Origin of the sequence: Amycolatopsis sp. CA-126428, assembly GCF_002904335.1 — a bacterium.
In the GTDB taxonomy this organism is placed as follows: Bacteria; Actinomycetota; Actinomycetes; order Mycobacteriales; family Pseudonocardiaceae; genus Amycolatopsis.
This window is the reverse complement of the sequence record NZ_PPHF01000110.1, coordinates 1-13983: the sequence shown is the minus strand read 5'-3', so window position 1 is coordinate 13983 and position 13983 is coordinate 1. Positions and strand designations below refer to the sequence as shown.

Here is a 13983-nt window from a genome sequence, read left to right as displayed (position 1 = left end):
TGATGCGTACCTCCCGGGTGTTGTTGTGGACGGCGCTCGGCCTCGGCTTGGCGGTGATCTACTTCCCGCTGGTGGTGGTGCTGCTCAACTCGTTCAACGCGGACACGACGTTCGGCTGGCCGCCGGCGCGGTTCACGCTGGAGTGGTGGAGCCGGGCCGCGTCGAACGAAGGGGCGTTGCACGCGCTGTGGACGAGCGTCGAGGCGGGCCTGGCGGCGACGGCGATCGCGCTGGTGCTCGGCACGATGGCCGCGTTCGCCTTGCAGCGCTACCGGTTCTTCGGGCGCAACCCGGTGTCGCTGCTGATCATCCTGCCGATCGCGCTGCCGGGCATCGTCACGGGCATCGCGCTGAACAACGCGTTCCGGACCATCCTGGGCATCGACCTCGGCCTGCTGACGGCGATCATCGCGCACGCGACATTCTGCATCGTGGTGGTGTTCAACAACGTGGTCGCGCGGCTGCGCCGGCTGGGCGGCAACCTGGAGGAGGCCTCGATGGACCTCGGCGCGACCGGCCTCACGACGTTCCGGCTGGTGACGTTCCCGATGCTGCGGTCGGCGTTGCTGGCGGGCGGCCTGCTGGCCTTCGCGCTGTCGTTCGACGAGATCATCGTGACGACGTTCACCCTGGGCACGGGCATGGAGACGCTGCCGATCTGGATCTACGACAACCTGTTCCGGCCGAACCAGGCCCCGATCGTCAACGTGGTGGCGGCGGTCTTGATCGTGGTGTCGACGGTCCCGGTGTACCTGGCCCAGCGCCTCTCCGGCGACACGGCTTCGGGTGGCCGCCTCTAGGCGACCGACCGGATCGTGCCGCCGTCGACGCGGATCGTCGCGCCGCTCACGTACGCCGCCGCCGGGCTGACCAGGTAGCCGACCGCGGCCGCGATCTCTTCCGGGCGGCCCAGCCGGCCGACGTCGTTCGGGACCAGGTCGCGGGCCGCGGCGCGCTCGATGTCCTCCCACGACGTCCCCCACCCGTGTGCCGGGGCGATTTCCGTGAGCAGGTCGCGCACGGAGCCGACCAGGATCGCGCCGGGGGACACCACGTTCGACGTCACGCCGGTGCCGGCGAGGTCGCGGGCGAGGGAGACCGCCAGGTTGTGCCGCGCGGCCAGCGTCGCCGTGTAGTGCGGCTGCATCGCCAGGGGCTGGATCGCCAGGCCGCCGCCGATCTGGACCACCCGGCCCCACCCGCGCTCGCGCATGGCTGGTACGCAGCGCTGGATCATCCGGACCGCCGAGACGACGTTCGCCTCGTACATCGCGGTCCAGTCCGCCGCCGTCGCGTCGGTCCACCCGAGGTGGTCGTACGCGCCGGCGTTGTTGACCAGGATGCCGACGTCCCCGGCCGCCTCGGCGACCGCGTCGGCTCCGGCGTCGGTCGACAAATCGCCCAGGGCGACCCCGGCCGCGCCGATCGCCGCCGCCACCTTCTCCGTGCGGGCCGCGTCCCGGCCGTGGACCACGACCGAAGCGCCTTCCGCGGCCAGCAGCCGCGCGATCGCCTCGCCGAGACCCGCGCTCGAACCGGTGACAAGAGCGCGTTTACCTGCGATTTCGAGATCCATGAAGCACCCTATCCAGAGGTATACAACTGTAGACTTACGGCAAGTCTACACTCGTATACATGAGACCTCGCAACGCCGCCGCGACCCGGGAAGCGATCCTGGCGTCCGCGCTCGAAGCGTTCACCCGGGCGGGCTACGACGGCGTCGGCGTGCGCGAGATCGCCGAGGCCGCCGGCGTCACCGCGATGCTCGTCAACCGCTATTTCGGCTCGAAGGAAGGCCTCTTCGCAGAGGTCGTCGAGGCGGCGATGGCCGAGCGGACCGTGCTCACCGGCGACCCGGCGACGCTCGCCGCGGACCTCGCGGCCTCGCTCGTGCGCCGGACCGCTCCGGAGGCCGCGCGGCTCGACCCGTTCCTGCTGATGCTGCGTTCGGCCCCCAACCCGCGGGCCGCGGACATCCTCCGCGCGGGCATCGAGCGGCACGTCGAGAAGCACCTGACCGACCTGCTTCCGGGGCGGGACCCGGCGGGACCGGCGCTGGCCCTGTCCGTCATCGCCGGCTTCTGGGTGATGCGCACGCTCCTCGGCAGCACCGCGCTCGCGCACGCCGACGAAGCCGTCGTCGTGGCGAAGCTGGAGAAGGTGTTCGAGGTGCTACTCGCGGAATGAGTCCGTCGCCGCTCGCAGGGCCGCCAGGACGCCCGGGTCCGTCACCGCGTGCCCGGCTCCCTCGAGCAGCTTCAGCTCCGAACCGGGCCACGCCCGGTGCAGCTCGTACGCCGTGGTCGGCGGGCAGACCGTGTCGTAGCGGCCCTGGACGATCACGCCCGGGATGCCCGCGAGCTTGCCCGCGTCGCGGATCAGCTGGCCGTCGTCGAGCCAGGCGCCCTGGGTGAAGTAGTGGACCGCGAGCCGGGCGAACGGCCACGCGAACGCCGGGTCCGCGTACTGGCGGATGAACGACTCCTGCGGCAGCACCGAAACCGTCGCGCCCTCCCAGGTGCTCCATGCCACCGCCGCGTGGTGGCGGACCTCCTCGGCCGGGTCGTCGAGCAACACCGCGTACCCCCTCAGCGGGTCGTCCCGGAGCCCCGGCGGGAGCGGGGCGAGGAACGCTTCCCACTCGCGCGGGAACAGGTGGGCCGCGCCGCCGCGGTAGATCCAGTCCAGCTCGCTCTGCCGCACGGTGAACACGCCTCGCAGGATGATCTCGCTGACGCGTGCGGGGTGCGTCTCGGCGAAAGCGAGGGCGAGGGTCGCGCCCCAGGAGCCACCGAAGAGCTGCCAGCGCTCGATGCCGAGCCGTTCGCGCAGCAGTTCCATGTCGGCGACCAGGTGCCACAGGGTGTTCGCGGTGAGATCGCCCGCGTCCGGCGTCGACCGGCCCGCGCCGCGCTGGTCGAACAGGACGATCCGGTAAGCGTCGGGGTCGAAGTGCCGCCGGGCCATCGGGGCGATCCCGCTGCCGGGACCGCCGTGCAGCACCACGACCGGTTTCCCGGCCGGGTTGCCCGCCTCCTGGCACCGGATCCGGTGCCCGTCACCGGTTTCGAGGAATCCCTCGGCGCGCGGGGAGATCGGCGGGTAGAGCTCGTCCATGCGAGTCACTGTGCCGTATGAGATGACTGCCTGCTCCCTACGACGATCTGCCTCATGGAGGTGACACTTTGCCGTAGGGCCTCGGCAGTCGCCCCGGCGCCCCGCCGCCGGGCGCCGGGACGACGGCCGAGAAAGGTGGGGACCCGCCCCCGCCGCCGGGCTGAGCGGGTCCCCGGTTCAGGGGGGTCAGCGGGGTCGGGCAGTCCGCTCACGCATTTCGATCCTCCTCGTCGAGGGTGCGAAGTTCGTCGTGGCGGCGACGGGCTAAACGCTAAGCCACGAGCCGAACGCCAGTCAAGAACATGATTGAAGTTCATATATGTGAACATCAGCTGTGGGGACGCTGAGCCGGGGCGTCCCCCTTGCCTCGCGCTAACGAAAGGGCCGGTAGCTTCCGTGTCGGGATTCGGCGAAAAAGGGGTACGGAATGTCCGCGGTGACCTATGTCGAGGCGATTGTCGTCGGCGCCTTGCAAGGGGTGTCGGAATTGTTTCCGGTGTCCAGTCTCGGCCACAGCATCCTGCTGCCCGCCTGGCTCGGCGGCTCGTGGCAGCGGGACCTGAGCATCGGCAAGGATTCGCCGTACCTCGCGGTGCTGGTGGCGATGCACGTCGCCACCGCGCTCGCGCTGGTCCTGTTCTTCCGCAAGGACTGGGTGCGGATCATCCGCGGGCTGTGGACGTCGATCCGCCACCGCGAAGTGCGCACGCCGGACCAGCGGCTCGCGTGGCTGCTGGTGCTCGCCACCATCCCGGTCGGGCTGGCCGGGCTGCTCTTCGAAAGCCTGCTGCGCGACTACCTCGGCAAGCCGGTGCCGGCGGCGATCTTCCTCGCCCTCAACGGCGGGGTCCTCTACGCCGCCGAGAAGTTCTCCAAGCCCGGCAAGGCGGCTGCGGAAGAGGACACAGTGGACTTTTCGGCCGAGGACACGATGGTGATGCGGGCGATCAGCGTCGAGGAGCAGACCGACGTCCGGCTGGCGAAGCTGCGGGTCGGCGAGGCCGTGCTGATCGGCGCCGCCCAGATCCTCGCGCTGCTGCCGGGCATCAGCCGCTCGGGCATCACGATGGTCGCCGGCCTGCGCCGCGGGCTGGGGCACGAGGACGCGGCGCGGTTCGCCTTCCTGCTCGCCACGCCGGTGATCCTGGCCGCGGGAGTGCTCAAGATGCCGACGCTGTTCGCCCCCGAAAACCACGCTTCGCTCGGCCCCGCCCTCGTCGGCAGCGTCATCGCCGGGGTCGCTTCGTACATTTCTGTCCGATTCCTCACCGGATACTTCGAAACGCGTACTCTGACCCCGTTCGCTATTTACTGCGTCGTCGCCGGAATCGGCAGCCTGATCTTCTTCGCGGTCTGACGTGCCGCTGACGTTCGACCCCCCCGGCGGTCCTCGGCGTGCTCGCCGCGGGCACGCTCTACGTCCGTGCGGCCCGCCGCCGCGGCTGGCCGCCGGGCCGCACGACGGCGTTCCTCGCCGGGCTCGCGACGATCCTGGGCGTCACCTGCTCACCCCTGGCCTTCTACGACACGACGTTCTTCTGGGTCCGCGCGGTCCAGACGGTCACGCTGCTGATGATCACGCCGCTGCTGCTCGCCCTCGGCGCACCGATCCGGCTGCTCCTCGACACCGTCGAAGCGCCGTGGCTGCGGCGGCACGGCCGCGGCCCGCTCGCCCGCGCGCTGACGTTCCCGCCCGTCGTCACGGTCGTCCTGGTCGCCCCGGTGCTGGTGCTCTACCTGACACCGCTCTACGACCTCACGCTGCGCTCACCGCTCGTCGACGGCCTGGTCCGGCTGGTGCTCGTCGGCGCCGGCTTCACGTACTTCTGGACGCGCCTGGGCCTCGATCCGACACCGCGGGAGGACCCGCACCTGGTGTCGGTGTGGATCGCCTTCGCCGAAGTCATCTTCGACGGCGCGCTCGGCCTGGTGCTGTGGCTCGGCCCGCTGCTCGCCCCGGCGCACTACGCGGCCGCGCACCCCGGCTGGGGCCCCGACCCGCGCACCGACCAGGTCATCGGCGCGGGCGTGCTGTGGATCGGCGGCGACGTCGCCGGCCTGCCGTTCGTCGTCGCGTTGTTCGTGCGGTGGGCCCGCGACGACGAACGGCGGGCGAAGCAGCTCGACGTCCAGCTGGACGAAGCGCCGCCGACCGGCCTGTGGTGGGAGAACGACCCGGCGCTCGCCGAACGGTTCAAGCGCCGATGACCGCCGTGGTCGGTGTCTCAGTCGTGGAACGCGTGCTCCGGGGCCGGGAATTCACCTCGGCGGACGTCCTCGGCAAACGCGGTCGCCGCGTCCTGCAGCACCGTCGCCACGTCGGCGTAGCGCTTGACGAACCGCGGGGCCTTGCCGCGCCGCAGCCCGGCCATGTCCTGCCAGACGAGCACCTGGGCGTCGCAGTCCGGGCCCGCGCCGATGCCGACCGTCGGGATCTTCAGCTCCGCCGTGACGCGCTTCGCGGCCTCGGCGGGCACCATCTCCATCACCACCGCGAACGCCCCGGCCTCCTGCAGCGCCAGCGCGTCGGCGAGCAGCACGTCCGCCGCTTCGCCGCGCCCCTGCACCCGGTAGCCGCCCAGGTTGTGCTCACTCTGCGGGGTGAAGCCGATGTGGCCCATGACCGGCACCCCGGCCGAGGTCAGCGCCTCGACGTGCGCGGCGAACCGCCGCCCGCCTTCGAGCTTCACGGCGTGCGCGCGGCCCTCCTTCATGAACCGCACCGACGTCTCCAGCGCCTGCTGCGGCGAGAGCTGGTAGGAGCCGAACGGCAGGTCGGCGACCACCAGGGCCCGCTTGACCGACCGGGTGACCGCCCGGACCAGCGGCAGCAGCTCGTCGACCGTCACCGGCAGCGAGGTGTCGTAGCCGAAGACGTTGTTGGCCGCGGAGTCACCGACGAGCAGCACGGGGATCCCGGCCTCGTCGAACAGCGCGGCGGTGTACATGTCGTACGCGGTGAGCATGGGCCACGGCTCGCCGCGTTCCTTGAGCTCGCGCAGGTGGTGGACGCGGACCTTCCGGCCCGGGGCGGGTGCCGCGGGAGCGGCGGCTCCGGTGCCGTAGGGGGCGGGTTCTTCGGCGCTGGCAGACATCGTCGTCGACCGTCCTTCCCTCGAGGCCTCGTCGAGGTCCCCGGGTCGTGGAGCAGAGGTGTCTCAAAGAGTGACACGCGCCCGGACCGCCCCCAACCGCGTGCGACAAGCTTCACACCCCCGAGGACCACGGGCCGTCAGCCTTCAGGTTGATGCCCGGGGACAACCAACCCGGGTTCACTTACGTCAAGAAGAGGGCATGCCCACCGACCGGCCGCGAAAGGCGACGAAACCACCCATGGGAAACCTCGCGAGCTCGCGCCTTCGCCTCCCCGCCTGGAAGGCGAAGGCGGGCGGCATCGTCGCGACCGTGGTCCAGCTGGCCGCGGTGTTCTCGGTGATCCTGCTCTTCGCCGGCGGCGCGCACGGCCGCCTGCTCAACGGCATCGACATGGCCTTCTCCGGCTTGAGCGTGCCGACCAGCGAGAGCCTGACCATGGTGCTGCTGCTGGTGGTGCTCGGCAGCGCCCTGCGCCGCCGCAAGAAGGCGGCGTTGTACACGCTGGTGCTCTTCCAGGTCGGCGGGCTGCTGCTCACCCTGGTCCTCCAGGCGACCCTGCTGTGGTCACCCGAACTGCTGACGCTCGGCCCGAAGCAGGTCCGGCACATCCCCTCTCAGCTGTGGGTGCTGACCGTCGCCGACGTCGTCTCGATCGCGATGATCGTCTTCCTGCTCGCGCTGCGCCCGGCGTTCCCGGCCCGGCTCGCGCCGACCGCCTGGCGCGACGGCCTGAGCATGCTGTGCGGCGGCGTCGCCGTGGTCATCCTGGTCGGCTGGGGCCTGACCGAGGCGTTCCCCGGCCACCTCGGCGACACGTGGGAGCGCTTCGCCTGGGTCGTCAACCACGCCACGGGCGAGAACCTGCAGCTGCGCCGGATCGGCGTGGGCGACGGGCCCGGCTGGCTGGACCTGCTCCTCGACCTGAGCGCGACGGCGGTCGCCACCGCGGCGCTGTACCTGCTCTTCCGCGGGGTGCGCAGCCGCGCCCTGCGGACGGACGAAGACGAGCTGCGCCTGCGGAAGCTGCTCGCCGAACACGGCGAGGACGACTCCCTCGGCTACTTCGCCACCCGGCGCGACAAGAGCGTCGTCTTCGCGCCGAACGGCCGCGCGGCGGTGACCTACCGCGTCCTCGGCGGCACCAGCGTCGCCAGCGCCGACCCGGTCGGCGACCCGGAGGCGTGGCCCGACGCGGTCCGCGCGTGGCTCGACGAGACGCGCACGTACGGCTGGACCCCCGGCGTGCTCGGAGCGAGCGAACGCGGCGCGAAGGCGTACACCGGGGCGGGCCTGCGGGCGCTGGAGATCGGCGACGAAGCGGTGCTCGACGTCCGCGAGTTCAGCCTGGCCGGGCCGGAGCGGCGCTCGGTGCGCCAGGCCGTCAAGCGCATCCAGCGCGCCGGGTACACCTCGCGCGTCCGCCGCCACGGCGAGATCCCCGCAGCCGAGATGACCGAGCTGCTCGCGCGGGCGCAGGCCTGGCGCGGCGCCGAGACCGAACGCGGGTTCTCGATGGCGCTCGGCCGGCTCGGCGACCCCAGCGACGGCCGCAGCGTGATGGTCGAGGCCTACGACGGCCACGGCGAGCTGCGCGGGCTGCTGTCGTTCGTCCCGTGGGGGCGGCGCGGGCTTTCGCTGGACCTCATGCGCCGCGACCGCGACGCCGAAAACGGCCTCAACGAGTACATGATCGCCGAGACGGTCGCGGCCGCCCAGCACCTCGGCGCGCAGCGGATCTCGCTCAACTTCGCGATGTTCCGCGCGGTGTTCTCCGAGGGCGAGCGGATCGGGGCGGGCCCGGTGCTGCGGGCCTGGCGCGGGATCCTGAGCGTCTTCTCGCGGTTCTTCCAGCTGGAGTCGCTGTACCGGTCCAACGCCAAGTACGGGCCGGACTGGGAGCCGCGCTTCCTCTGCTACTCGTCGGCCCGGCGGCTGCCGCGCGTCGGCATCGTCGCGGGCGCGCTCGAAGGGTTCGTCCCGACCGGACGGGCGCGGTCGCTGCGGCTCGAGACGGTCAGCGAGGACTTCGTCGCGCGCGTCAGGGAGATCGAGGAGTCGGCGGCGGCACCGGCGCCGAAGGCCTGGCGGCGGCCCGAACAGGTCCGCGTCCGCATCGCCAAGCTCGACAAGCTGCGCGAGGCCGGCATCGACCCGTACCCGGTCGGTTTCCGCCGCGACGACCACATCGGCGACGTCGTGGCGAAGTACGGCGGCCTGGCCCCGGACACCACCACCGGGCACCGGGTCCGGATCGCCGGGCGGGTGCTGAACCTGCGCATCCTCGGCGGCCTGTGCTTCGCCCGCGTCAAGGACTTCAGCGGCGAAATCCAGCTGATGCTGGAGGCCGGCGAGCTGGACCTGACCCGCTGGCGGACCGGCGTCGACCTCGGCGACCACGTCGGCGTCGGCGGCCTGGTCGTGACGTCGAAGCGCGGCGAGCTTTCGGTGCTCGTCGACGAGTGGACGGTCACCGCGAAGTGCCTGCACCCGCTGCCCGACAAGCGGAAGGGCCTCACCGACCCGGAGACGCGGGTCCGGCAGCGCTACCTCGACCTGGCGGTCAACCCGGACTCGACGAACATGCTGCGGCTGCGGTCCACCGTGGTCCGCGCGGTGCGCGACCGGCTGCACCACGCCGACTACCTCGAGGTCGAGACGCCGATGCTGCAGACGGTCCACGGTGGCGCCAACGCCCGGCCGTTCGTCACCCACATCAACGCTTACGACATGCGGATGTACCTGCGGATCGCGCCCGAGCTGTACCTCAAGCGGCTGTGCGTCGCCGGCGTCGAGCGCGTCTTCGAGCTCAACCGCAACTTCCGCAACGAGGGCGTCGACGCGACCCACAACCCCGAGTTCACGATGCTCGAGGCCTACCAGGCGTACGCGGACTACGACACGATGCGGACGCTGACGCGCGAGCTCGTCCAGCACGCGGCCGAAGCGGCGTACGGCGCCCAGGTCGTCCGGCGGCCGGACGCCGACGGGAAGGTCGTCGAGCACGACATCTCCGGCGACTGGCCCGTCGTGCCGGTCCACGAAGCCGTCTCGGCGGTGTTCGGCGAGCAGATCGACTCGGGGACACCGGTGACCGACCTGCGCCGCCTGTGCGTGGCCACCGGGGTGCCGGTCGGGGAGGACCCCAGCCACGGCGACCTCGTGCTCAAGGCGTTCGAGCACCTCGTCGAAGGCGCGACCGTGCTGCCGACCTTCTACACCGACTACCCGACCGACGTCTCGCCGCTGACCCGCCAGCACCGGGAGGACCCGCGGCTGGCCGAGCGCTGGGACCTCATCGCGTTCGGGTCCGAGGTCGGCACGGCCTACACCGAGCTGACCGACCCGATCGAGCAGCGGCGGCGGCTCGAGGGGCAGTCGCTGCGGGCGGCCAGCGGTGACGTCGAGGCGATGGAGCTGGACGAAGATTTCCTGCTCGCCCTGGAGCACGGCATGCCGCCGACCGGCGGCCTCGGCCTGGGCGTGGACCGGCTGCTCATGATGCTCACCGGCGCCTCCATCCGCCAGACGGTCCTGTTCCCCTTCGTCCGGCCGCAGGCATAACGACTCGGTGGACCTGATCACGGCGACGGGCCGTGGCGCGGCTCGTCGCTTACGCTCTGCCTCGTGCGCACGGCTCGGATCGCCTCGGCCCTCCTGATGGGGGTGGCCGTCCTGGCGTATTCGGGCTGGCTGCTGGAGTTCTTCCTGCCCACCGGCGTCTCCCCGGTGGAGGACCCGGCCGAGGCGCTGCTGCTGACCGGGCCGCCGGTGTTCCGGATCCTGCTCGCGGTGTCCGGGGTCGCGTTCGTGCTCGCCGGGCCCCCGCTGCACCGGCTCGGGCCGGTCCAGTGGTCGGCGCGGCTCAGTTCGATCTCGGTGAGCGCGTTCGGCGTGCTCGTGCTGCTTCAGGCCGCCTACCCCGAGCGCAGCGACCTGCTGTCGTCGCTGCTCAACGTCGTCCTGGTGGCCGGGGTGATCAGCCTGATCCTGTGGTGGCCGCCGGGCTGGCGCGCGTTCGCGGTGGTGGGCCTGGTGCTGGTGCTGGCCACCTGGGTGGCCGTCGTGCTCGCTCGGCAGCTGGACGCCTACGAAGGCGTCTTCACGCGGGCCCAGCTGGTGGTCCGCGCGGTCCTGTACGCCGCCGGCGGGACGTACGCCTTCGTCAAGCCCGCGCCGCGGCACGCGCACCGATAGCCGGATTCCGTCCCGGAATGTCGGTGGTGGGTGGCACGATCGCCGCAGGTGTCCCAAGGCGGAAGGATCGACATGGCGGGAAACGTGCGCCCGGTGGCCGACGAGCGTGACGGGCTGCTGAGCTTCCTGGAGCAGCAGCGGTACGTGCTCAGACTCGCGGCACACGGGCTGACCGACGAACAGGCGAGGCTCGCCTCGACGAAGAGCACGCTGTCGGTGGGCGGCCTGATCAAGCACGTCGCGGCCACCGAGTACAGCTGGATGGACACGGTGCTGCAGGTGCCGCAGAAGCCGTTCGCCGAGGCGGTGGGGGAGTGGGAGGCCGCGCACCGCCTGGGCGAAGACGAGACCCTCGAAGGCGCGCTGGCCCGCTACGACGAGGTGGCCGCCCGCACGGCGGAGGTCATCGCGGGCATCGACGACCTCGGCCAGGCGGTCCCGGTGCCGAAGGGCGTGCCCTGGTTCCCGAAGGACGTCGAGGCCTGGTCGGTCCGCTGGGTCCTGCTGCACCTGATCCAGGAGACGGCCCGCCACGCGGGCCACGCGGACATCATCCGCGAGCACATCGACGGCGGCACGGCGTTCCCCCTGATGGCCGCGGCCGAGGGCTGGCCCGAGTCCCCCTTCATCAAGCCCTGGACCCCAGCCCCCCAACCCGCCTGACCCGGCTCGGCTCGCGGCCCACCCCGCGAGCCGACCCTCCAGGCACGCGCCCCGACCCTCCAGGCACGCGGGCCGACCCTCCAGATCCGCGTGTCGACTCTCCAATCACGCGAGTCGACCCCTCAATCACGCGAGATGCCCTTTCAATCACGCGAGATGCCCCTCCAATCACGCGTGATGCCTCCCCAGTCACGCGTGATGCCCGTCCGATCACACCGCGAGGACCTCAGAACAGGGTCGGCTCGTCCGCCAGCGCGCCCTCGATCACGAGCATCCGGCGTTTCGTCCCGACCCCGCCCCGCGCCGAGAACCCGCCATCCTTCCCACCCGCCGCCAGCACCCGGTGGCACGGGACGATGATCGGGAACGGGTTGTGCCCCATCGCCTGCCCGACGGCCTGCGCCGACCCCGGCTGCCCGAGCCGGTGTGCGATGTCCCCGTACGTCAGCGTCTTGCCCGGCGGAATCGTCCGCGCGACCTCGTACGCGCGCCGGTTGAACGCCGGCACCCCGGAAAAGTCCAGCTCGACCGTGGCCAGCTCCTGACGCGCACCGCTCAGCAACGCCACGATCCCGTCGACCGCGGCCCGCACCGGTGCCGGCGGCGGACCTTCGACGGCGTCCGGGAACCGCCGGACCAGCCAGGCGCGGGTCCGCTCCGCACTGCCCTCGGGCAGCGACGTCCCGATCACGACGTCGTCGCGCCAGGCGAGCCCGCACGCGCCGATCGCCGTGTCGAACACCGTGAACCCCGTCGTCATGCCGTCCAGCCTACGACCGAAGAGGGGTACCGCCCTGCCGCGAATGATCGCTAAGTTCGGTTTGGGCGAATTCGAGGAGGACGCGTGCGGCGAATCATCCTGGCCACCGCGCTGATGCTGGGCCTGATCGCGACTCCGGCGGCCGCCGACCCCCTGGTCATGCCGCACGTCGTCGTCGCGCACCACACGGGGTGGGCCGAATTCGTCGTCAGGCAGGCCGGTGGGACGGTCGTCGCGAGCTACCCGCAGATCGGCGTCGTCGTCGCGTACACCGCGAAGGACGGCTTCGCCGCGAAGGTCCGGAAGACGCCGGGCATCGACGCCGTCGGCGCGACGCGCACCGCGAAGGTCCCGAAGGAGTTCTTCGCGCCCCGCAAGGACCTCCGCTACACCGGCCCCGGCTCGCCGAACTCCGGCCAGGTCCCACCCGAAGGCACCGCCTGGGACGTCCCGGCGCTGCACCTGCCCGAAGCGCACCAGGTCACCGACGGCCGCCGGCGCACCCTCGTCGGTGTCCTCGACGTCGGCGTTGACGACACCCACCCGGAGCTGAAAACCGCGTTCGACAGCCGGAACTCGGTCTCCTGCCTGTCCGGTTGGCCCGATCGCGGCCCCGGCGCCTGGCGGCCCACGCTCGACGGCCACGGCACGCACGTCGCGGGCACGATCGCCGCGGCCCGCAACGGAACCGGCGTCGTCGGCGTGGCGCCGGGAGTGCGCATCGCGGCGGTGAAGCTCGCCGAACTCGACGACACCGAGACGGCCGAGAGCATGGTCTGCGGGTTCGTCTGGGCCGCCGAGCACGGGTTCGCCGTCACCAACAACAGCTACCGCTCGATCCCGTGGCGCTACAACTGCGACGACCAGCCGGACCAGGCCGCGGCGAAGCTCGCCGTCGGCCGGGCGGTCGCGTACGCGCAACGCCGGAACGTCCTCGTCGTCGCCTCCGCCGGCAACGCCGGAATCAACCTCGACACCCGCTCGGTGGACAAGGAGAGCCCGGCCGACAGCACGCCGGTGGAGCGCCGGATCGACCCGAGCTGCACCCGGCTGCCGCACGAACTGCCCGGCGTCGTCGGCACCGGCGCGCTCGACGAAAAGCTCGTCAAAGCGAGCTTTTCGAACTACTCGGCGTCCCGGATCAGCGTCGCCGCGCCCGGCGCGCGCGTCTGGTCGACCTGGCCGAACGGCGAATACCGGTCGGCGAGCGGGACGTCGATGGCCGCGCCGCACGCGAGCGGCGTCGCCGCCCTGATCGCGAGCGAGCACCCGCACTGGAGCGCTGAGCGGATCAAGCGCGCGCTCTACGCCACGGCGACGCCGCTCCAGTGTCCCGACGTCGTCTGCCGGCCGACCCGAGACGGGACGACCTACTACGGTCACGGCATGGTCGATGCGGCGAGCGCCGTCGGCGCGGGATGATGGCGCTCGTGCTCGATCACCTCGTCTACGCCGGTCCGGACCTCGCCGACGCCGTCGCCCGGGTCACCGCCCTCACCGGAGTCACGCCCGCGCCGGGCGGCCGCCACATCGGCGTCGGCACGGCCAACCACCTCGCCGACCTCGGCGCGGGGATGTACCTGGAGGTCATCGGCCCGGACCCGGCCCAGCCGGACCCCGAAGCGCCCCGGCCGTTCGGCATCGACGAGCTGACCGAGCCCGCGCTGGTCGCCTGGGCCGTCCGCACGACCGACATCGACGCGACGGTCGCCGCGGCCCGCGCCCGCGGCTTCGACCCGGGCGACCCGAGGGAGATGTCCCGCGAAACCGGCGACGGCGAAACACTGCGCTGGCGCCTGACCCCGCCGGGCGTCCCGGGCACCCTGCACCCGTTCCTTATCGACTGGGGCAGCACCCCGCACCCGACGACGCGGGACCTGCCGTCCCTGCCGCTGCTGATGGTCACCGGCACCCACCCGGACCCGGATTCGGTGCTGACGGTGATGGACGCGCTCGGCTTGGAGCTGCTGGTCCGCCGGGCCGCGAAGGCCGGCCTGACGGCGGCCCTCCGGACTCCGGAGGGCCGCCAGGTCGCCCTGTGTTGAAACCCCTGAGCTAGACGAGTAATGCGTAACTCGGTTAGTGGTCGTAGGCGGTCAGGGATCGGGTGATGGGTTGGCCGGTGGCGCGGTTGTGCCAGATGGCGGCGGTAA

Annotated in this window: 13 protein-coding genes; 9 read left to right on the top strand and 4 right to left on the bottom strand. The window is 71.9% G+C overall.

The annotated features are described in order from the left end of the window. Positions 1-2: 2 nt before the first annotated feature. Positions 3-800 carry an ABC transporter permease gene (locus tag C2L58_RS27260; protein ID WP_199191464.1) on the top strand — a complete coding sequence of 266 codons (798 nt, stop codon included), beginning with the start codon at positions 3-5 and terminating at the stop codon, positions 798-800. Here the strand turns inward: C2L58_RS27260 and C2L58_RS27255 are convergent. Further along, entirely contained in the window at positions 797-1576 is a 780-nt protein-coding gene (locus tag C2L58_RS27255; protein WP_103340540.1) for an SDR family NAD(P)-dependent oxidoreductase, read from the bottom strand. The two genes, C2L58_RS27260 and C2L58_RS27255, sit on opposite strands and share 4 nt — an antisense overlap. Positions 1577-1635: 59 nt before the next feature. On the opposite strand from C2L58_RS27255, the gene C2L58_RS27250 reads away from it, so the two are divergent. Then, positions 1636-2187, top strand: coding sequence for a TetR/AcrR family transcriptional regulator (locus tag C2L58_RS27250; protein WP_103340539.1), 552 nt, complete (start codon positions 1636-1638; stop codon positions 2185-2187). Here C2L58_RS27250 and pip read toward each other — a convergent pair. After that, positions 2173-3117, bottom strand: coding sequence for a prolyl aminopeptidase (gene pip, locus C2L58_RS27245; protein WP_103340538.1), 945 nt, complete (start codon positions 3115-3117; stop codon positions 2173-2175). The two genes, C2L58_RS27250 and pip, sit on opposite strands and share 15 nt — an antisense overlap. A gap of 427 nt (positions 3118-3544) precedes the next feature. Between pip and C2L58_RS27240 the strand changes: the two genes are divergently transcribed. Continuing rightward, the gene (locus C2L58_RS27240; RefSeq protein ID WP_103340537.1) at positions 3545-4474 is read left to right on the top strand and encodes an undecaprenyl-diphosphate phosphatase; all 930 of its coding nucleotides are present in this window, start codon (positions 3545-3547) and stop codon (positions 4472-4474) included. A 38-nt stretch (positions 4475-4512) separates the two neighbouring features. Next, positions 4513-5325, top strand: coding sequence for a cytochrome c oxidase assembly protein (locus C2L58_RS27235; RefSeq protein ID WP_103340536.1), 813 nt, complete (start codon positions 4513-4515; stop codon positions 5323-5325). A 17-nt stretch (positions 5326-5342) separates the two neighbouring features. Here the strand turns inward: C2L58_RS27235 and panB are convergent, their stop codons facing one another. Next, the gene (gene panB / locus C2L58_RS27230) at positions 5343-6212 is read right to left on the bottom strand and encodes a 3-methyl-2-oxobutanoate hydroxymethyltransferase (RefSeq protein WP_103340535.1); all 870 of its coding nucleotides are present in this window, start codon (positions 6210-6212) and stop codon (positions 5343-5345) included. Between the two features lie 238 nt (positions 6213-6450). On the opposite strand from panB, the gene lysX reads away from it, so the two are divergent. The 3 genes from lysX (at position 6451) to C2L58_RS27215 (ending at position 11070) form a co-directional block, all read left to right on the top strand. Next, entirely contained in the window at positions 6451-9774 is a 3324-nt protein-coding gene (gene lysX, locus C2L58_RS27225; RefSeq protein WP_103340534.1) for a bifunctional lysylphosphatidylglycerol synthetase/lysine--tRNA ligase LysX, read from the top strand. Between the two features lie 63 nt (positions 9775-9837). Further along, a complete protein-coding gene (locus C2L58_RS27220; protein WP_233225959.1) occupies positions 9838-10407 on the top strand; it encodes a hypothetical protein in 570 nt (189 codons plus the stop codon). Between the two features lie 72 nt (positions 10408-10479). After that, positions 10480-11070, top strand: coding sequence for a DinB family protein (locus tag C2L58_RS27215; RefSeq protein ID WP_103340532.1), 591 nt, complete (start codon positions 10480-10482; stop codon positions 11068-11070). Between the two features lie 226 nt (positions 11071-11296). Here the strand turns inward: C2L58_RS27215 and C2L58_RS27210 are convergent, their stop codons facing one another. Beyond that, complete coding sequence (locus tag C2L58_RS27210) at positions 11297-11830, bottom strand: methylated-DNA--[protein]-cysteine S-methyltransferase (protein WP_103340531.1); 534 nt, start codon at positions 11828-11830, stop codon at positions 11297-11299. Between the two features lie 84 nt (positions 11831-11914). Here C2L58_RS27210 and C2L58_RS27205 point away from each other — a divergent pair, with 84 nt between their 5' ends. Together C2L58_RS27205 and C2L58_RS27200 are read left to right on the top strand one after the other, a co-directional pair. Next, complete coding sequence (locus C2L58_RS27205) at positions 11915-13252, top strand: S8 family peptidase (RefSeq protein ID WP_233225958.1); 1338 nt, start codon at positions 11915-11917, stop codon at positions 13250-13252. 8 nt (positions 13253-13260) lie between these two features. Continuing rightward, the gene (locus C2L58_RS27200) at positions 13261-13875 is read left to right on the top strand and encodes a VOC family protein (RefSeq protein ID WP_103340603.1); all 615 of its coding nucleotides are present in this window, start codon (positions 13261-13263) and stop codon (positions 13873-13875) included. Positions 13876-13983 lie beyond the last annotated feature (108 nt).